Consider the following 18,329-nt stretch of genomic DNA (forward strand, 5'->3'; position numbering starts at 1 on the left):
TCAGTCCTCGCGGCGACGGCGGCGGCGCGGCGAGTCCCCTCCGCCGAACGCGGCCAGCAGCTCGCTGACCGACTTGCCGTCCGCGTGGGCGCCCGCGGGCTCGACCGGCTCCGGCGCGCTGCGCCTGCCGGCCGGCTTCGGCGCGTCCTCCCACGAGTCCCAGCGCTCTTCGGCCCGACGACGACCACCCGGGTCGGCCGCGGGCTCGGCGGCCCGGCGCCGGCCCTCGGGCGTCACGGCGGCCGACACCGACTCCGCCGCGCGCCCGCCGAGCGACTCGGGCTCGGCCGCGCGGCGGCGGCGTGCCTCGTCGTCGACCGACGCCCGCCGCGCGGGTTCGGCCACCGGCACGTGCTCGGCGGCCGGTTCGGGACGGCCGACCGGCCGGTGCTCACCGGTGAGGTCGGCTCGCGGCCGGCGCGCCTCCGCCGGGCGGTGCTCGCCCGTCAGCTCGGCCCGCGCCGCCGGTCGGCCACCCGGCTGGGGCTCACCCGTCGGCTGCGCGGCGGGACGGCGCTCACCGGCCGGGTGCTCACCGGCCGCGTCCGGCCGCGCCCCGGGTCGGCGGACCGGCTCGCCGACCGGTCGGTGCTCACCCGTCAGGTCCGCCCGCCGGCCACCCGGCTGGTGCTCGGCGGCCGGCTGCGCGGTGGGTCGACGACCGGGGTCGACCGGTCGGTGCTCGCCGGTCAGCTCGGCCCGCGCCGTCGACGGTCGGCGCACGTCGGCGGCCGCGGGGCGCTGGTCGCCGGTCGCTCCGGCCCGCTGCTCGCCCGTCCGCCGCACCGGGGCGTCCGCCACCGCGTCCCGGCTGATCATCTCGGTCCGCTCGGCCACCCGGCTGCGCCGCTGCACGGTGTGCTCGGTCTTCGACGGCTCGGCCGGCCGGCCGGCCGCGGGCGGCGACAACCGCGCCGCCACGTCCCGGCCCACCCGCTCGGTCGGCTCCGCCTTCGCCGCCGCCTCCCGCCGCACGACCACCGGCGGCGCGGGTCGGGGCTGGGCCGCCGCACGGGCCGGCTCACGGCGCGCGGGCTGGGCCTGCTCGCGCCGCGCGGGCTCGGGCCGCGTCGGTTCGGGTCGCCGAACCTGGTCCTTGCGGCCGGTGTCCACACCGACGCGCTCGATCAGCTCGGTCCGGTCCGCCTGCGGCTTCTCCGGGGCCTTCTTCGTCACCGGCACGGCGGGCCCGGCGTTGATGATCCGCTTGTCACCCACCGCCATCAGCCGCGACTGGTCCGACAGCGCGCGCATCCGGGTCGACTCGGCGCGCAGCGCCACCCGCTCGACCAGCACCTCGCCGCCGAGCAGGGCCTCCAGGTTCTCCCGCAGGGCGCGCAGCTCGCCGCGCAGCGCCTCCAGGTCGTCCTTGGCCTCCTCCTGCACGCGCTTGCGGGTCTCGGCCTCGACCTCCAGCTCGTACTCGCGCCGTGCCGCGATCTCGCGTTCCAGCTCGAGCTCGTAGACCGACTGCAGGTCGGCCACCTCGTCCTCGCGGTCGGCCACCTGCCTGCGGTAGCGGGCCGCGAGGAACGCTCCGGTCAGCGCCGCCCACAGCGCGGCGACCACGGCCAACCGCAGCCAGCGGGCGTTGTCGCTCAGCACCAGCACCGCCGCGGCACCCAGGGCGAGCGCCAGTGCCGCTACCAGCAGTAGTCGCCCGAAGCCACGACCGTGATCCTGCTGCTCGTCATCTGCCGACGCGCCTCGCCCGGTCATGGCGTCTACCGTACCGGTCAGTTACCCGATTGAGACCTCCGCGTCCGCATCTACTGGTCCGGGCGCGGGTCTTCGGGCGTCTTGCAGCAGCGTTCCAGCCACAACGCGGCCGCGATCAGCACCGCCGCGCACACCGCGCCGACGACCCCGCTGACCGTGTCGTGGTCGGCCGCCTCGAACTCGCCGCGGACCGGGAGCACGTACGCGAGCACCCCCGCCCACGCCCCCAGCATGATCGCTCCCAGTAGCGACGACGCCTTGGCGAACGCCACCGCACGCGCCGCGGTCAACGGCTCGACGGGCCGCGCGCCGGGCTTGCGCAGGATGCGGGCGCGCAGCGAGAACGCCAGCCACGCGTTCACGATCGCGATCACCAGCAGGGTGAAGCCGGCGAACGTCGGCAGCGGCGGCAGCGTGTCGTAGGCGAGCCTGGTCAGCAGGTGCGCGAGCAGGCCCGCGACGAGTCCGGCGGCGAGCAGGTCACGGGGCTTGGTGAACCTCACCCCACCATCGTCCCCGACTACTCGACCAGCGCGGTCTCGCGCCTGCCGAACGACGACAGCACGGGCAGCCACGGCCCGGGGTCGGTGTCCCAGTCCAGCGCGCGCACCTGCTCGTCGTCGCGCCGCCCGCCCAGCACCCGCAGCAGCTCGAACGACGACGTGCGCAGCCCGCCCGCCGGCTCGCCCTCGCCCACGACCCGGTCGCCGTGCTCCAGCGTGATCCGCAGCGCCGGCAGGTGCCGCGCCCGCAGCCGCTTGTCCAGCTCCTGCAACGGCCGCGTCAGCGCCGCGCGCACGGCCACGCCGTCGCGCTCGCCCGGCCGTCCCAGGGCGGTGCGGATGTCGTGCTCGTGCGAGACGATCTCCGCGATCAGCACCGCGCCCGTCGGCGAGTCGAACAGCCCCTCGGCGACCTGGAAGTTCCGCTCCCACTCGACCAGCAGCTCACCCACGCTGCGCCCGCGCCGCTCGGTCACGTGCCGCTCGCCTTACGAGCCGTCCTCGACGCCCTCGAACCGCTGCTCGGCGAAGTCGCCCAACCCGGCCGCCAGGTGCGCCAGCACGTCCCGGACCGCCCAGCCGGGACAGGCGGCGACCGGCGCGTCGGGGTCACCGCCGGTGGCCAGGCTGATGATCCGCCGCCGTGCGGCGTCGTAAGTGACCGCGTTGCTCATCGCGCCACCTCCGCGGTCACGCTAACCCCGCCGCACGCGCGCCGCAGCGCCGCTTCAGACCAGGCGGAGGTCATCCCGCCGGGTGACGCCGCCGAGGTCCAGCCCGGCCAGCAGGTCGCGCGCGCGACCGTGCCCCGGCACGACCGCGTCCGGCTCCACGTCCAGCCACGGCACCAGCACGGACGCCCGCTCGTGCGTGCCGGGGTGCGGCAGCAGCAGCTCCGGGTCCGAGGACCGCACGCCGTCCACCGTGACGACGTCCACGTCCAGCGTCCGCGGTCCCCACCGCAGCTCCCGGGCCCGCCCGGCGGCCCGCTCCAGCGCCTGCCCCCGCCGCAGCCAGCCCCACTCGTCCACGTCACCGGACACGACCAGCACCGCGTTGAGGAAGTCGCCCTGGTCCGTCACGCCCCACGGCGCGGTCTCGTACACCGGCGACGCGGCCACCAGCACGTCGGCGAACCCGGCCACCGCCAGCCGCAGGTGGGCCAGCCGGTCGCCCAGGTTCGAGCCGAGCGACAGCACCGCCCTAGTCACGGGTGCGCCGGATCGTCACCGCGACGTCCTCGAACGCCAGCGGGATCGGCGCGGCCGGCTTGTGCACGGTCACCTCGGTCGCCCGCACCCGCAGGTCGGTCATCACCTCGTCGGCGACCTTGCCCGCCACCGTCTCGATCAGGTCGTACGGCCCGCCCGCCACGATCGCCGCCGCCCGTTCGGCGAGCTCGCCGTAGTGCAGCGTCTCCCGCAGGTCGTCGGTGGCCGCCGCGCGCGACAGGTCCAGCCACGCGGTGATGTCGACCAGGAAGTCCTGCCCGTCGCGCTTCTCGTGGTCGAACACGCCGTGGAAGCCGCGCACCCGCAGGCCCCGCAACGAGATCCGGTCGGAAACCTCCGCTGGGTCGCTCACGTCAGTGGGCACCTCCACGCCTCCAAGCCCGAGCCACCGCGACCGCGTCCAACGACCGGTCGACGTCGTGCACCCGCACGCCCCACGCGCCGGCGAACGCCGCCAGCGCCGACACCGCCGCGGTCGCGTCCTCCCGGCCGTCCGGGGCGCGGTCGCCGAGCAGCGAACCCAGGAACCGCTTGCGCGACGCGCCGACCAGCACCGGGAACCCCAGCTCCAGCAACGAGTCCAGCCCGTGCAGCAGTTGCCAGTTGTGCGTGGCGTCCTTCGCGAACCCCAGACCGGGGTCCAGCACGATGTCGTCCGACGCCACCCCGGCGGCCAGGGCCGCGTCCACCCGGCGGCACAGCTCCTCGCGCACCTCGCGCACGACGTCGTCGTACACGGCGAGGCGGTCCATCCCCCTGCTGTGCCCGCGCCAGTGCATCAGCACGTACGGCACGCCCGCCGACGCCACCAGCGGCGCCATGTGCGGGTCGGCGAGCCCGCCGGACACGTCGTTCACGATCGACGCGCCCGCGTCCAGCGCCGCCCGCGCGACCTCGGCCCGCGTGGTGTCCACGCTGACCGGCACGCCCTCGGCGACCAGCGCCCGGATCACCGGCGCGACCCGGGCCGCCTCCACCTCCGGCGACACCCGGTCCGCGCCGGGGCGGGTCGACTCGCCGCCGACGTCCACCAGGTCCGCGCCGCGCCGGAACATGGCCACGCCGTGCGCCACGGCGTCGTCCAGGTCGAGGTACCGGCCGCCGTCGGAGAACGAGTCGGGGGTGACGTTCAGCACGCCCATCACCACGCAGTGCCCCGGCCTGGGCACGCTCACCGCAGTCGTCCCTTGATCAGCTCGATCGCCTCCGACCGGGTCGACGCCGAGTTGCGCAGCAGCCCGCGCACCGCCGACGTCGTGGTCCGCGAGCCGGGCTTGCGCACGCCGCGCATGGCCATGCACAGGTGCTCGGCCTCGACCACGACGATCACGCCGCGCGGTTCGAGCCGGCGCATCAGCGCGTCCGCCACCTGCGAGGTCAGCCGCTCCTGCACCTGTGGCCGCTTGGCGTACAGGTCGACCAGCCGGGCCAGCTTCGACAACCCGGTCACCCGGCCGTGCTCGTTCGGGATGTACCCGACGTGCGCGACGCCGTGGAACGGCAGCAGGTGGTGCTCGCAGAACGAGAACATCGGGATGTCGGTGACCAGCACCAGTTCCTCGTGGCTCTCGTCGAACGTCCGGGCCAGCACGCCGTCCGGGTCGGTGTGCAGCCCGGCGAACAGCTCCCGGTACGCCCGCGCCACCCGGGCGGGGGTGTCGCGCAGCCCTTCGCGCTCGGGGTCCTCACCGCACGCGAGCAGCAGCTCGCGCACGGCGGCCTCGGCCCGCTTCTGGTCGAAGGGCCGGCGCGCCAAACCGGCCCCCCCGTTGACGGAGAGGCCGGTCTGGTCGATCGCGGTGCCGTGCTCGGTCACGTGCGGTTGTCCGGGTCCGTGTCGAAGGACCGCTTCCCGGCTTCCGCGTCCGTCGGCTCCGGCTGCCACTGCGGCGGCTGCGCGCCGTGCGAGTGGGCCCCGCCGGGCACCGTCGCGGGCGTCCACCCGGGCGGCGCGCCGTAGTTCGGCGGGCCGGACGACGGGTGCTGCGGCTGCGGCGGGTAGGGCTGCTGCTGCGGCTGCGGCGCCTGGTACGGCTGGGGCTGCGCCCCGTGGCGGCCGTTCGGCGGCGTGGGCACCGGGTCCGGGATCCGCGGGTCGGAGTCGATCGTGTCCTCGATCGCGGGCGGCCACGGCTCGCCGCGCTCCTTGGCCAGTTCCGCCGGCGTCTTGACCGGCGGCTTGTCCGACGGGGTGCGGTGGCCGAAGTCGTTGAACTTCGTGATCCGCGGCCGCTTCTCGACCTCGGCGAAGATCCGCTCCAGGTCCTTCTGGTGCAGCGTCTCCTTCTCGATCAGCTCCAGCGTGAGCGCGTCGAGCACGTCGCGGTAGGTGTTGAGCACCTCGTACGCCTCGGTGTGCGCGGCCTCGATCAGCTCGCGGACTTCCTCGTCGATCTCGTGCGCGACCTCGAGCGAGTAGTCGGCCTGCCGGCCCGCGGTGCGGCCGAGGAACGGCTCGCCCTGCTCCTGGCCGTACTTGACCGCGCCGAGCCGGGCGGACATGCCGTACTCGGTGACCATCGCGCGGGCGATCTTGGTCGCCTGCTCGATGTCGTTGGACGCGCCCGTGGTCGGCTCGTGGAAGACCAACTCCTCGGCGGAGCGGCCGCCCAGCGCGAACACGAGCCGGGCGATCATCTCGGACCTGGTCATCAGGTCCTTGTCCTCCTCGGGCACGGACAGGGTGTGACCACCCGTCCGGCCGCGGGCCAGGATCGTGACCTTGTAGACCGGGTCGATGTCCGGCATGGCCCACGCGGCCAGGGCGTGCCCGGCCTCGTGGTAGGCGGTGATCTTCTTCTCCTTCTCGGAGATGATCCGGCTCTTGCGGGCCGGGCCGCCGATCACGCGGTCCACCGACTCCTCCAGCGCGGCGCCGGTGATGACCGTGCCGTTCTGGCGCGCGGTGAGCAGCGCGGCCTCGTTGATCACGTTGGCCAGGTCGGCGCCGGAGAAGCCGACGGTGCGCTTGGCCAGGCCGTCCAGGTCCGTCTCCGGGGCCAACGGCTTGCCCTTGGCGTGCACGCGCAGGATCTGCTTGCGGCCCTTCAGGTCCGGCGCGGACACCGGGATCTGCCGGTCGAACCGGCCGGGGCGCAGCAGCGCCGGGTCGAGGATGTCGGGCCGGTTCGTCGCCGCGATCAGGATGATCCCGCCGCGCGAGTCGAAGCCGTCCATCTCCACCAGCAGCTGGTTGAGCGTCTGCTCGCGCTCGTCGTGGCCACCGCCGAGGCCGGCGCCGCGGTGGCGGCCGACCGCGTCGATCTCGTCGACGAAGATGATGCACGGCGCGTTCTGCTTGGCCTGTTCGAACAGGTCGCGCACCCGCGAGGCGCCGACGCCGACGAACATCTCCACGAAGTCCGAGCCGGAGATCGAGTAGAACGGCACGCCGGCCTCGCCGGCCACGGCGCGCGCGAGCAGCGTCTTGCCGGTGCCGGGCGGGCCGTACAGCAGCACGCCCTTGGGGATCTTCGCGCCCAGGGCCTGGTAGCGGCCCGGGTTCTGCAGGAAGTCCTTGATCTCGTAGAGCTCTTCGACGGCCTCTTCGGCGCCCGCGACGTCGGCGAACGTCGTCTTGGGCATGTCCTTGGACAACTGCTTGGCCTTGGACTTGCCGAAGTTCAGGACGCGGTTGCCGCCGCCCTGGGCGTTGTTCATCATCCACATGAGCAGGAGCAGCAGCAGGCCCAGCGGGACCAGGTACAGCAGCATCTGCATCAGGAACGAGTCCTGCGTGACCTTGGTCTCGACGACCGGCTTGTTGCCCGCTTGGTCGAGGATGGTGAAGATCTCGTCCGTGGAGCTCGCCGGGAACTGGGCGCGCACGCGGTTGCTGCCCTCGACGGTCACCCCGTCGTTGAGGGTGAGCTTGAGAAGCTGCTCCTTGTCCTCGATCGTGGCTTCCTTGACCTGGCCGTCCCGGATCTGTTGCAGTGCCTGGGACGTCTTGATCGGGGTGTAGCCCCGGTTGTCGTCGAAGAGCACGTTGAAGGCGTAAAAGAGCAGCAACACCGCCACGATCCACAGCAGCGGGTTGCGAAGCAGGCGCTTGCGGTCCATGCACTTACGGCCGGCGGGCGGCCTCGACCCTCCCTGACTTGTCGACGGGCGCAGACGGGCACACCCGTCCGACCAGACTACCGCCCATGGCTCGGGCGAAGCGCTCCGCGTGCGGGCCCTGTCGCGTCTTGCCGGACCAACGGGCGAGGGCGGCTCCGGGTTCCCGTGGTGACGGTGAACACGCGTCCCAGGTCAGCGGGGTTCACCCGGTCGAACGATCCGATGGTGAACCGGGTGGGGATCAACCCCGTAACACTTACCGGGGGTCATGCGTTACTAGCAGGTAGCGACCACCTGAGCGTCACTCACGTGACGTAGAACACGAGAGTTTGTCATGTGAGTGAGCCGTGTCATCCTCGGCAACCACCGAGTGCTCTTCGCCCACCCGAAAGGGTGAACCCCGACCGAAGGTACGAAGCATGACAGCGCGCAACCCGGACGACCCCGGCCGCTTCCGCCGCGTCCTCCTGCCCGTCGGCGCCCTGATCGGCGTCGTCGCCGCCGCGGGCATCACCGTCGTGGCGCTGCGGGCCACCAGCGGGCCGGAGTGCAAGGGCACCCTACCGCTCAAGATCGCCGTCACGCCGGCGATCGAGGAAGTCGTGCGGGGTGCCGCCGACGACTACCAGGCCACCCAGCCGATGGTGGAAGGCAAGTGCGTCCAGGTGCAGGTCGAGGCGCGCGGCGCGGCCGACGTGGCCAACGAGCTGCCGACCGCGCAGATCAACCCGCCCGCGCTGTGGGTGCCGGACTCGTCCATGTGGGCCGCCGAGACCCAGCGGCAGGCCGGCGACGAGGGCGAGGAGGCGCCGCGGCTCGACATCCTCGACCCGCTGGCGAGCTCGCCGCTGGTGATCGCGGGCTCGGAGGCCTCGATGTCCGCGCTGGGGTGGCCGATCACGCCCGTGACCTGGGCGAAGGTCGTCGACCCGAAGGTGCCGGTGACGTTGAGCGACCCGACCACGTCCACCGAGGGCCTGGCCACGCTGGCGGTCATCCGGGCGCAGCTCGGCAACCCGGACGGCACGCCGAAGCCGGAGCTGATCGGCGCGCTGCTGCGGGTCGGCCGCAACGCGCTGCCGTCCGTGCGCGACGCGTTCGGCAAGGTCGTGCAGGGCGACGAGAACGCGCCCGTGTTCACCGCTTCGGAGCAGTCGGTGCTGGCGGCCAACCGCACGGCCGGGTCGCGCCGCGTCGTCGCCTCCTACCCCAAGGAGGGCACGGTCTCGTTCGACTACCCGTTGGTGCGGGTCACCCGGTCGGGCGAGCAGGCGGGCACCGCGCAGGCCGCGGACGGCTTCGCGAAGGCGCTGCGCGCGGGCCGGACCGCCCAGCGGTTCGCCGAGGCGGGCTTCCGCACGCCCGACGGCAAGGCGCCCGGCGGGTGGACCAACGAGGAGGACGGCGTGCGCGGCGACGACGTGGCCGTGCTCAGGACGCCGGACCCGGACCAGGTCTCGGAGCTGCTGCGCACGTGGGGCGCGGTGAGCCTGGACACCCGGCTGCTGGCGGTGCTGGACGTGTCCGGCTCGATGGCCGAGAAGATGAGCAACGGCCAGACCCGGGTCGAGGCGGCTCGCGAGGCGGCGCTGACCGCGCTGGGCATGCTGCCGGACACCTCGGAGATCGGCCTGTGGGCGTTCTCGACGAACAAGAAGCCGCCGAACGACTGGATCGAGCTGGTGCCGATGGGGCCGCTGGGCGAGCCGATCGGCGGCGCGCCGCGACGGGTGCAGCTGCAGAAGGGCGCGGGTGGCCTGCCCGCCCTGGTCGGCGGCGGCACGGCGCTGCACGAGACGGCGCTGGCCGCGTTCCGGCAAGTGCAGCGGACCTACGACCCGTCGAAGATCAACTCGGTCACGCTGATCACCGACGGCAGCAACGACGACATCTCCAGCATCGACCTGCCCGCCCTGGTGGCCACGCTGAAGCAGGAGGTCGACCCGGCCCGCCCGGTGCCGATGATCATGGTCGGGCTGGGCGCGGACGCGGACATGAACGCGCTGCGGCAGATCGCCGAGGCCACCGGCGGGAAGGCCTACCAGGCGATGGAGCCGGAGGACATCCGCGGCGTCCTGCTGGACGGCATCTCGCAGAGGCGCTGCCGGCCGAACTGCTGAGCCGGACGAGGAACGGGGGCGGTCTCTTCGCGAGGCCGCCCCCGTTCCGCGTTCTCAGCTCGAGTACACCTTCGGGTCCAGCGCGCCGATGTAGGGCAGGTCGCGGTAGCGCTCGGCGTAGTCCAGGCCGTAGCCCACCACGAACTCGTTCGGGATCTCGAAGCCGACGTACTTCACCGGCACCTCGACCTTGACCGCGTCCGGCTTGCGCAGCAGCGTGCAGACCTCCAGCGACCGCGGCTTGCGCGACGCCAGGTTCTTCAGCAGCCACGACAGCGTCAGGCCGGAGTCGATGATGTCCTCGACGATGATCACGTCGCGGTCCGCGATGTCCCGGTCGAGGTCCTTGAGGATGCGCACCACCCCGGAGGACGAGGTCGACGAGCCGTAGGAGCTCACCGCCATGAACTCCAGCTGCACCGGCACCGGCAACGCCCGGGCCAGGTCGGTCATGAACATCACCGCGCCCTTGAGCACGGTGATCAGCACCAGGTCGTTCCCGCCGTCGGCCGGGTAGTCAGCCGCGACCTTGTTGGCCAGCTCGGTGACCTTGTCGCTGATCTCCTGCTCGCTGATGAGCACGGAACTGATGTCGCCGTCGTACACGGACGGTTCCCCTTTTGTCATGACTGCACTGGTTCCACTCGCAGCCTGCCATGCGCACGCCGCGCCACAAAGCCGCCGGGCAGCCACACGCCGCCCTGCCCGCGCCACTCGCTCACCAGCGCGTCCACCCGGCGCAGGTGCGAGTCGGACAACTCGGGCACGTTCTCCTCCAGCAGCCACCGCCGCAGCACGCGCCGCCGCAGCGCCGTCGGCAGCCGTTCGACCTCGGCCACCGAGCAGCGGTCGCCCGCGAACGCCCCGGCCAGCTCGTCCAGCGCGTCGTTGTCCTCGCGCAGGTGGGCGGCGGTGCGGGCGAGGGCGTCGGCCACACCGCCCTGGAGCACCTCTTCCAGCAGCGGCAGGACCTCGCGGCGCAGGCGGACGCGCGTGTAGCGGGGGTCTTCGTTGTGCGGGTCGTCCCACGGGGTGATGCCGAGCTCGTCGCACGCGGCCCTGGTCGTCGCCCGGGAGACCCGCAGCAGCGGGCGGCCCCACGGCGGGTCGTGCGGGCGCATGCCGGCGATGCTGCGCGGGCCGGAGCCGCGGCCGAGGCCCAGCAGGACCGTCTCGGCCTGGTCGTCACGGGTGTGGCCGAGCAGGACCAGGCCGCGCTCCGGTCTCAGCGCGGCGTACCTGGCCCTGCGGGCGGCGGCCTCGGGTCCACCCGATCCAGCGACCTCCACCCGGCGCACCTCGGCGGTCAGGCCCAGGTCGCGGCACGTCCGCGCGGCCCGTTCGGCGACGTCCGCCGAGCCGGGTTGCAAGCCGTGGTCCACGACGACGGCGGACGCCTCGGTCAGCCCCGCCGTGACGGCGGCCAGGGCGAGCGAGTCCGCGCCGCCGCTGACGGCCACCGCGACCCGGTCGGGCCGGTGGTCGGCGAGGAAGCGCTTGACGGCCGTGCGCACCTCGGCGAGCGGTCCGTTCACGGTTGGACGCGACGCAGCCAGCCCGCCGGGTCCGCGATCTCGGCGCGGGTCGGCAGCGTGTCGGGGCTGGTCCAGACGGCGTTGAAGCGGTCCATGCCGACCGCGTCGACGACGTGCCCGGTGAACGCCGCGCCCTCGGCGTACTGGCGCACCTTGGCCTCGACGCCGAGGAGGGTGCGCAGCACGCGGTCGAGCACGCCGCCGCCCTGGCGCCGGGCGGTGAAGCGCTCGCGGATGGTGCGGACCGACGGCACGACGTCCGGGCCGACGGCGTCCATCACGTGGTCCGCGTGGCCCTCCAGCAGGGTCGACAGGGCGATGAGCCGGTCCAGCACCTCGCGCTGGCCGGGGCTCTGCAGCAGCTCCACCAGCCCGCCCGCCTCGCGCAGCCGCTTCGGCAGGTCGCGCAGGCGGGGCGCGATGCCCTCGTCCATGCTGCCGAGCAGGGTGGCGACCAGGCCCGCGAAGTGGTCGGCGAGCCACGGCACGGCGGTGAACTGGAGGCGGTGGGTGCCCTCGTGCAGGCACACCCACATGCTGAAGTCCTCGCCGGGCACGTCGAGGGCGCGCTGGGCGCCCACGATGTTCGGCGCGACCAGCAGCAGCCTGCCGCCGTCGGAGAACGGGTCGTACTGGCCGAGCACCCGGCCGCTGAGGAACGCGACCACGACGCCCGCCTGGACGCCCGCCGTGCCCGCGAGGACGCCGCCGAACGCGCCGGACTGCTTGGGCAGGGCGCCGTCGGTGAGGGCGGCGAGGCCCTGCACGGCGGCGCGCACCCAGCCCGGCCGGTCGACCACCTCGCCCTGCGCGAGCGGCAGGCCGTGGCCGAGGCCGGTGAGCTCGCGCACGTGCACCTCGGCGTCCACGGCGAGTTCCCGCAGGCGGTGCACGGCGACGTCGGCCTCGGCTCTGGGCACGATCGGGCCGGGGCGGACGAGCCTGGTCGCGGTGGTGACGGCCAGGGCCCAATCGACCGGGGCACTGCGGTCCTGCGTCGCCGGGTTCACGCCCCTGACGCTACCTGCGCCGACCGCCTGAACGTAGAACTCGGGGGTCCCGAACGTTCGACACTCGGGACCTGAGTGTTCGACTCGCGCGTGTGTCGAACACTCAGGTCCCGAGTGTCGAACGCTCAGGTACCGGGTGTTCAACGTTCGGGTACCGGTGTTCCGCGTTCGGGACGGGTCAGCAGCCGCAACCGCGCAGGGCCGCCGCCATCTCGTCCAACGCGCCGCGCACCCGGTCGAAGTCGCTCTCGGGGCTCGACGACATGAACGCGAACACCAGCAGCCGGCCGTCCACGTCCACCACGACGCCCGCGAGCGTGTTCACGGCGGTCAGCGTGCCCGTCTTGGCCCGCACCCAGCCGCGCCCACCCGCGCCCCACTGCGCGTACCGGGTCGCCAGCGTGCCGCTGCCACCCGCCACCGGGAGGGCCGTCAGCAACGGCCGCAGCTTGGCCGTCCGCGCGTCGGAGGCGTCCGGCTTCGCCGCCGCCACCAGCACGTCCGCCAGCAGCTTCGCGGGCACCTTGTCGTTCGGCGACAACCCGCTGCCGTCCACGATCGTGGACGTCGACAGGTCGAACCCGTGCTCGGTCAGCACGTCCCGCACCGCCTGCGCCGCGCCCGCGAACGACGGCTCCAGCCCGCGTGCCTTGGCCACCTCCCGCGCCATCGTCTCGGCCAGCACGTTGTCCGAGATCTGCATCAGGTTCTCGACGAGCTGGTCCACCGGCACGGACTTCACCTCGCCGAGCACCTCCGCGCCCGGCGACGCCACGCCCGCCGCCACCGCGGGCACGCCCAGCCGCTGCGCCAGCGCCCGCGCGGCCGTCTCGGCGGGCGTGGCCGTGCGCGGGGTGTCCGACTTCTTCGGGTCGCCACGCCCGCCGTCCAGCATCACGGGCTCGATCGGCGCGACGTACCCGCCCGGCACGTCGTCGGGGTGCCAGCCGAGCGCGGTGCCCGGACCGGCGTACCGCGACACGTCGTACTGCACCTGCGTGATCTGACCGCCCTTGGTCCGCACCTGCCCCACCAGGTCGTCCAGCGTCGGCGCGCCCGGGTACACGGTGGTCTCGCCCGCGGGCAGGGACGACAACGTCGGGTCGCCGCCGCCCACCAGCACGACCGACCCCGGCTGCGCGCCGCGCACCACCTTGGTCGAGAACTGGGACGTGTGGTCGAGCGCCAGCAGCGCCGCCGCCGCGGTCAGCACCTTGATCGTGGACGCGGGCGTCTGCGGCGTGGTCTCGCCCTGGTTCCACAGCGCCGAGCCGGTCACCGGGTCCACCACCAGGCCCGCCAACGGCGTCAGCAGCGGGTTCGCCGCCGGACCGGCCAGCACCGCCCGCACCCCCGCGGCCGTCGGTGGCACGCCCTCCCCGCCGACGCCCTTCATCGACAGCGTCACGGGCGCGGGCGGCGTCGGCGCGGCGGTCGTCGGCGCGGGCGTGGCGTCGAACCAGCCGCGCTGCGTCCCCACCACCGCCGTGCCGGCGAGCGCGAGCACCAGCAGCACCACCGCGCCGACCACGAACGGGCGCTTGCGCCGCCGGGTCGGCGGCGCCGGCTCTTCACGTTCCGTGATCGGTTCAGGGACCGGTTCAGGTTCCGACTTGATCTCGGTCGGCGGGGCCGGAGGGGGCGGGGAGGCGGGCTTGGGTGGCACCCGGACCGGCTTGGCCGGCACCGGCGCCTTGATCCGCATCGTGGGCGGATCGGGCCGCCTGACCTGCACCGTTGGCGGCTCGCGGTCGACCTCGTCGCCGTCAACGGTCGGCCACGATGGCTCGTCGGGCACGCAGTCCTCCGCGGTCGAGTACGGGCAACGTCACACCCTCGGCAAGGGGTTGACGAGACGTCGTAGTCCACACTAGTGGCGTAACGAACGGCGAAGACGAGCGAGGACCGCGCAGTGGAGTTCGACGTCACCATCGAGATCCCCAAGGGGGTCCGCAACAAGTACGAGATGGACCACAAGACGGGGCGCATCCGGCTGGACCGGACCCTGTTCACGGCCACTCAGTACCCGGCGGACTACGGGTTCGTCGACGACACCCTGGGCGAGGACGGCGACCCGCTCGACGCGCTCGTGCTGGTCCAGGAACCGACGTTCCCCGGCTGCCTGATCCGGGCCCGCGCGATCGGCATGTTCCGCATGACCGACGAGAAGGGCGGCGACGACAAGCTGCTCTGCGTCCCGGCGGAGGACCCGCGCTCGGAGCACCTGCGCGACATCCACCACCTCAACGAGTTCTACCGGCTGGAGATCCAGCACTTCTTCGAGGTCTACAAGGACCTGGAGCCGGGCAAGAGCGTCGAGGGCGCGACGTGGGTCGGCCGCACCGAGGCCGAGGCCGAGATCGTGCGCTCGTACCAGCGCCTGAAGGACGCGGTGGCGCGCGGCGAGGAGCACCACTGACCTGAACGCCGAAGCGGCCCGCCCCCGGGGTGTCTGGGAGCGGGCCGCTTCGCGTTCGGCGGGTCAGTGCATCGCGATGGGCGCGGGCTGCTCGCCCGCCGCCTTCTCGTCCTGCACCCGCTCCAGACCGGACCGGTTGGACAGCGGCACCTCGCGCAGGAACCAGATCAGCGCGAAGCCGATCAGCGTCACCAGCGAGCCGACCAGGAACACCAGGCCGATGGAGTCGGAGAAGCCGTCCAGGAACGGCCGCGCCAGCACCGGGTCGAGCTTGGCCAGGAACTCGGTGTTGTCCAGGTCGAAGCCCGTGCCGCTCTGCAGGCCGACGGCGAACTCGCGGTTCTCCGGCCGGGCCAGCACGGCCTGGAAGTCGGGCGTGCCGGCCGCCGTGCGCAGCGCGGAGCCGATCTTGTCGGCGACCGTGCTGAACAGGATCGACAGGAACACCGCGGTGCCGACCGTGCCGCCGATCTGGCGGAAGAACGTGGCCGACGAGGTCGCCACGCCCATGTCCCGCGGCTCGGCGTCGTTCTGGATGGCCACCAGCAGGGTCTGCATGCACAGGCCGAGACCGGCGCCCAGGAAGAACATCAGCACCAGCGGCTGGAAGATCGGCGTGTCCGTGCCGACCGTGCTGAACAGGAACAGCGAGACCGTCATCACGCCGAACCCGACGACCGGGAACACCTTGTAGCGGCCGGTCTTGGCGGTGATGTTGCCGCTCGTGCCCGCCGCCATCATGATGCCGAACGTCAGCGGCAGCATCATCAGGCCGGACTCGGTGGCCGAGTAGCCCTTCACGATCTGCAGGTACAGCGGCAGCGAGACCATGCCGCCGAACATGCCGATGCCGAGGATGAAGTTGATCAGGTTGCCCAGCGAGAACGTCTGCCGCCGGAACAGCCGCAGCGGCAGCAGCGCCTCGTCGCCCATCCGGCGCTCGACGAAGACGAAGCCGACCAGGCCCAGCACGCCGACGACGTACATGGCGATCGCCGTGCCCGACGCCCAGCCCCACTCGCGGCCCTGCTCGGCCACGATCAGCAGCGGCACCAGGCCGATGGTGAGCAGTCCCGCGCCGACGAAGTCGATCCGGTGGTTCACCCGCTTGTGCGGGATGTTGAGCACCTTGGCCACCACGACCAGCGCGACCAGCGCGATCGGCACGTTGATCAGGAACACCCAGCGCCAGCCGGCCGTGCCCAGGAACGACTCCATGCCCGCGAACAGGCCGCCGACGACCGGGCCCGCGACGCTGGAGATGCCGAACACCGCCATGAAGTAGCCCGTGTAGCGGCTGCGCTCACGCGGCGACGTGATGTCCGCCAGGATCGCCATGGCCAGCGACATCAGGCCACCGGCGCCCAGGCCCTGCACCGCGCGGAACGCGGCCAGCTCGTACATCGAGTTCGCGATGCCGGACAGCAGCGAGCCCGCGAGGAACAGCGAGATCGCGGTCAGGTACATCGGCTTGCGGCCGTAGATGTCGGACAGCTTGCCGTACAGCGGCGTGGAGATCGTCGCGGTGATCAGGTAGGCGGTGGTCGCCCACGCCTGCAGGGTCTGGCCGTGCAGCTCGTCCGCGATGGTCTTCATGGCGGTCGCCACGATCATCTGGTCGAGCGCGGCCAGGAACAGCCCGAGCAGCAGGCCCGACAGGATCGTCAGGATCTGCCGGTGGGTGAGCAGGGCGGCGCCGGGTGGCGGCGCGTCCGCTCGGGTTGTCGTTTCCGACATCACTTCTCCTCTTCTGAGCGCGGCCCCAGTCCGCTCTCAGCGATGAAGTCCGGTAGCGCCTTCTCGTAGTCCCCCACGAAGCGCTCGAAGTACTCGATGAACTCGGTCCACTCCCGCGGGGACCAGTCCGTGAACAGCCGGGCCAGTGCGACGTTGCGCTGGGCGCGGCGCTCGGCGAGCAGGCGCGTGCCCACCTCGGTCACCGCGAGCACGCTCGCCCGGCCGTCCTCCGGGTCGGCCCGGCGTTCCACCAGGCCGTCCTTGACCAGCGTCGCCACCTGGCGGCTGACCGTGGACGGGTCGGAGAACACCGCCTCGGCCAGGGCGCTCGACCGGGAGGGGCCGAGCTGGTCGAGGTTGGCCAGCAGCACGAAGGAGGCCTTGTCCAAGCCCGACTTGCTCATGTGCGCGGCGACGCAGGCATGCATCTTGTTCATCCGCACCAGCGCCATGCCGAGCCGGTCGGCCAGGACGAGCTCGTCGGCCCGCACTTCGTCACCCACCGGGGTCGTCATCGCACACTCCGTTTGCTTGCATCAACCAACTAGTTGCTGGGTACAAGCATGCGCTCAAACGGGTGACATCGCAAACGAAATACCCGTGACCCCGGTCTCACGGTTACCGGCCGGTAGCATCGGCGCCCATGAGCGCTGACCACTCGTTCGTCGCCGAGGCGATGAAGCAGGCCGTGCCGTGGGTGAAGACCATGGGCGTCGAGTTCACCGAGGTCTCCGGCGATCGCGTGGTCGCCGAACTGCCCGACCGCGAGGACCTGCGCAACCACGTCGGCGGGCCGCACGCCGCGATGGTGTTCGGCGTCGGGGAGACCGCCTCCGGCGCCGTCGTGATGGCCGCCTTCGCGCCGCACCTGGACAAGGCCACGCCGCTGGTGGCGCGGTCCGACATCGCCTACAAGAAGCTGGCCCTGGGCCCGCTGCGCGCCGAGGCCGTGCTGGGCCGACCGGCGGCGGAGGTCGTGGCCGAGTTGGAGTCGGGCGTCCGGCCGGAGTTCCCGGTCACCGTGACGATCACCGACGCGCAGGGCGTGACGACCGGCGAGATGGCCGTCGTCTGGACCCTGCGCCCGAACCGCTGACCGAGCGTAACCAGCCGGACATGCCATGTGACGTGGGTAACAAGCGGGAGGGGTCCGGGCGATGAGGCGGACATGGCAGGTAGAACCGCAGGCTCCGCGGATTCAGGGCCGTTAGCTTCCTGGCGCAAGCTCCCCCGCAAGCGCCGCATCCTCATCACCGTCGGTGTCGTGGTGCTGTTCTTGTTCATCGTCGGCATCACCAACCCGACGCCCGAAGACGGCACCCCGCGCGCCCTCAACGCGACGGGAACGACGACGACCACCACCACGTCGACGTCCACCACGACCACCACGAGCACGACGACCACCACCACCACGCCCCCGCCCGTCACGGTCGCCGAAGTGGTCGACGGGCGCACGATCACCGTGTCGGGTGGCGGGCGCGTGCAGCTGGCCGGCCTCGCCCAGCCCGGCGAGTGCTGGTCGGCCGCCGCGGTGGACTTCCTGAAGACCTCGTTGGCCGGCAAGGACCTGCGGGTGGTCGGCGCGACCGTGCTGCTGCCCGACGGCGTCGACCTGGCCCTGCACGCGGCGGGCAAGGGCATGGCCCGCGCCGAGGCGACCGCGACCGCCGCGCTGGTCGCCGCCCAGGACGCGGCGAAGGCCGCCGGCCTCGGCCTTTGGGGCGCGCCGTGCGCCGGCGCCGACACGGTCGCACCGCCGCCACCCCCGCCGCCCGCGCCGAAGCCGACCTACAACCCACCGCCGCCGCGACCGGCACCGCAACCGGTGCAACCGGCACCGCAACCGGTGCAACCGGCTCCGGTCGAGGCCTACTACGCCAACTGCGACGCCGTCCGCGCTGCGGGCAAGGCGCCCCTGTACGCCGGACAGCCCGGCTACCGCGCCGCCCTGGACCGGGACAAGGACGGCGTGGCCTGCGAGTAGGTTCCAGC

At 72.9% G+C, this 18,329-nt stretch carries 19 protein-coding genes; 4 read left to right on the forward strand and 15 right to left on the reverse strand.

The window, feature by feature from the left end; translation table 11 throughout:
- The 9 genes from FHX81_RS19545 to ftsH are packed head-to-tail and all read right to left on the reverse strand — an operon-like array spanning position 1 to position 7,516.
- Positions 1-1,719: a DUF6779 domain-containing protein gene (locus FHX81_RS19545; protein ID WP_141979537.1), complete on the reverse strand. Its 1,719-nt coding sequence runs from the start codon at positions 1,717-1,719 to the stop codon at positions 1-3.
- Between the two features lie 50 nt (positions 1,720-1,769).
- Positions 1,770-2,222 carry a DUF3180 domain-containing protein gene (locus FHX81_RS19550; RefSeq protein ID WP_141979538.1) on the reverse strand — a complete coding sequence of 151 codons (453 nt, stop codon included), beginning with the start codon at positions 2,220-2,222 and terminating at the stop codon, positions 1,770-1,772.
- A 17-nt stretch (positions 2,223-2,239) separates the two neighbouring features.
- Positions 2,240-2,698, reverse strand: a complete 459-nt coding sequence (locus FHX81_RS19555) for a hypothetical protein (protein ID WP_211363515.1) — start codon at positions 2,696-2,698, stop codon at positions 2,240-2,242.
- A gap of 12 nt (positions 2,699-2,710) precedes the next feature.
- Complete coding sequence (locus FHX81_RS41320) at positions 2,711-2,896, reverse strand: maleylpyruvate isomerase N-terminal domain-containing protein (protein ID WP_211363516.1); 186 nt, start codon at positions 2,894-2,896, stop codon at positions 2,711-2,713.
- A gap of 54 nt (positions 2,897-2,950) precedes the next feature.
- A complete protein-coding gene (folK, locus tag FHX81_RS19560) occupies positions 2,951-3,433 on the reverse strand; it encodes a 2-amino-4-hydroxy-6-hydroxymethyldihydropteridine diphosphokinase (RefSeq protein WP_141979539.1) in 483 nt (160 codons plus the stop codon).
- A complete protein-coding gene (gene folB, locus FHX81_RS19565) occupies positions 3,426-3,806 on the reverse strand; it encodes a dihydroneopterin aldolase (protein WP_141979540.1) in 381 nt (126 codons plus the stop codon). The genes folK and folB overlap by 8 nt, the downstream gene beginning before the upstream one ends.
- A 1-nt stretch (position 3,807) precedes the next feature.
- A complete protein-coding gene (gene folP, locus FHX81_RS19570; protein WP_141984023.1) occupies positions 3,808-4,596 on the reverse strand; it encodes a dihydropteroate synthase in 789 nt (262 codons plus the stop codon).
- Positions 4,597-4,625: 29 nt separating this feature from the next.
- Positions 4,626-5,249, reverse strand: coding sequence for a GTP cyclohydrolase I FolE (gene folE / locus FHX81_RS19575; RefSeq protein WP_246108273.1), 624 nt, complete (start codon positions 5,247-5,249; stop codon positions 4,626-4,628).
- 17 nt (positions 5,250-5,266) lie between these two features.
- On the reverse strand, positions 5,267-7,516 hold the full coding sequence (gene ftsH / locus FHX81_RS19580; protein ID WP_141979541.1) for an ATP-dependent zinc metalloprotease FtsH: 2,250 nt from the start codon (positions 7,514-7,516) through the stop codon (positions 5,267-5,269).
- A 419-nt stretch (positions 7,517-7,935) separates the two neighbouring features.
- Here ftsH and FHX81_RS19585 point away from each other — a divergent pair, with 419 nt between their 5' ends.
- Entirely contained in the window at positions 7,936-9,636 is a 1,701-nt protein-coding gene (locus FHX81_RS19585) for a substrate-binding and VWA domain-containing protein (RefSeq protein WP_141979542.1), read from the forward strand.
- A gap of 54 nt (positions 9,637-9,690) precedes the next feature.
- Here the strand turns inward: FHX81_RS19585 and hpt are convergent, their stop codons facing one another.
- The 4 genes from hpt to dacB form a co-directional block, all read right to left on the reverse strand.
- A complete protein-coding gene (gene hpt, locus FHX81_RS19590; protein ID WP_106616505.1) occupies positions 9,691-10,242 on the reverse strand; it encodes a hypoxanthine phosphoribosyltransferase in 552 nt (183 codons plus the stop codon).
- A 17-nt stretch (positions 10,243-10,259) separates the two neighbouring features.
- Positions 10,260-11,171 (reverse strand): tRNA lysidine(34) synthetase TilS, encoded by a 912-nt coding sequence (gene tilS, locus FHX81_RS19595; RefSeq protein ID WP_141979543.1) that lies wholly within the window; start codon positions 11,169-11,171, stop codon positions 10,260-10,262.
- The gene (locus tag FHX81_RS19600; RefSeq protein WP_141979544.1) at positions 11,168-12,181 is read right to left on the reverse strand and encodes a zinc-dependent metalloprotease; all 1,014 of its coding nucleotides are present in this window, start codon (positions 12,179-12,181) and stop codon (positions 11,168-11,170) included. The genes tilS and FHX81_RS19600 overlap by 4 nt, the downstream gene beginning before the upstream one ends.
- Before the next feature lie 178 nt (positions 12,182-12,359).
- A complete protein-coding gene (gene dacB / locus FHX81_RS19605) occupies positions 12,360-13,979 on the reverse strand; it encodes a D-alanyl-D-alanine carboxypeptidase/D-alanyl-D-alanine endopeptidase (RefSeq protein ID WP_246107890.1) in 1,620 nt (539 codons plus the stop codon).
- Between the two features lie 114 nt (positions 13,980-14,093).
- On the opposite strand from dacB, the gene FHX81_RS19610 reads away from it, so the two are divergent.
- Complete coding sequence (locus FHX81_RS19610; RefSeq protein WP_141979545.1) at positions 14,094-14,600, forward strand: inorganic diphosphatase; 507 nt, start codon at positions 14,094-14,096, stop codon at positions 14,598-14,600.
- Between the two features lie 63 nt (positions 14,601-14,663).
- Here FHX81_RS19610 and FHX81_RS19615 read toward each other — a convergent pair whose 3' ends face one another.
- Together FHX81_RS19615 and FHX81_RS19620 are read right to left on the reverse strand one after the other, a co-directional pair.
- Complete coding sequence (locus tag FHX81_RS19615) at positions 14,664-16,337, reverse strand: MDR family MFS transporter (protein ID WP_141979546.1); 1,674 nt, start codon at positions 16,335-16,337, stop codon at positions 14,664-14,666.
- Positions 16,337-16,852 (reverse strand): MarR family winged helix-turn-helix transcriptional regulator, encoded by a 516-nt coding sequence (locus tag FHX81_RS19620; protein ID WP_141979547.1) that lies wholly within the window; start codon positions 16,850-16,852, stop codon positions 16,337-16,339. The genes FHX81_RS19615 and FHX81_RS19620 overlap by 1 nt, the downstream gene beginning before the upstream one ends.
- A 128-nt stretch (positions 16,853-16,980) precedes the next feature.
- Between FHX81_RS19620 and FHX81_RS19625 the strand changes: the two genes are divergently transcribed.
- A complete protein-coding gene (locus FHX81_RS19625; RefSeq protein ID WP_141979548.1) occupies positions 16,981-17,433 on the forward strand; it encodes a DUF4442 domain-containing protein in 453 nt (150 codons plus the stop codon).
- Positions 17,434-17,505: 72 nt separating this feature from the next.
- The gene (locus FHX81_RS19630; RefSeq protein ID WP_141979549.1) at positions 17,506-18,321 is read left to right on the forward strand and encodes an excalibur calcium-binding domain-containing protein; all 816 of its coding nucleotides are present in this window, start codon (positions 17,506-17,508) and stop codon (positions 18,319-18,321) included.
- The last annotated feature ends 8 nt before the right edge of the window (positions 18,322-18,329 follow it).

Origin of the sequence: Saccharothrix saharensis, from assembly GCF_006716745.1 — a bacterium.
In the GTDB taxonomy this organism is placed as follows: Bacteria; Actinomycetota; Actinomycetes; order Mycobacteriales; family Pseudonocardiaceae; genus Actinosynnema; species Actinosynnema saharense.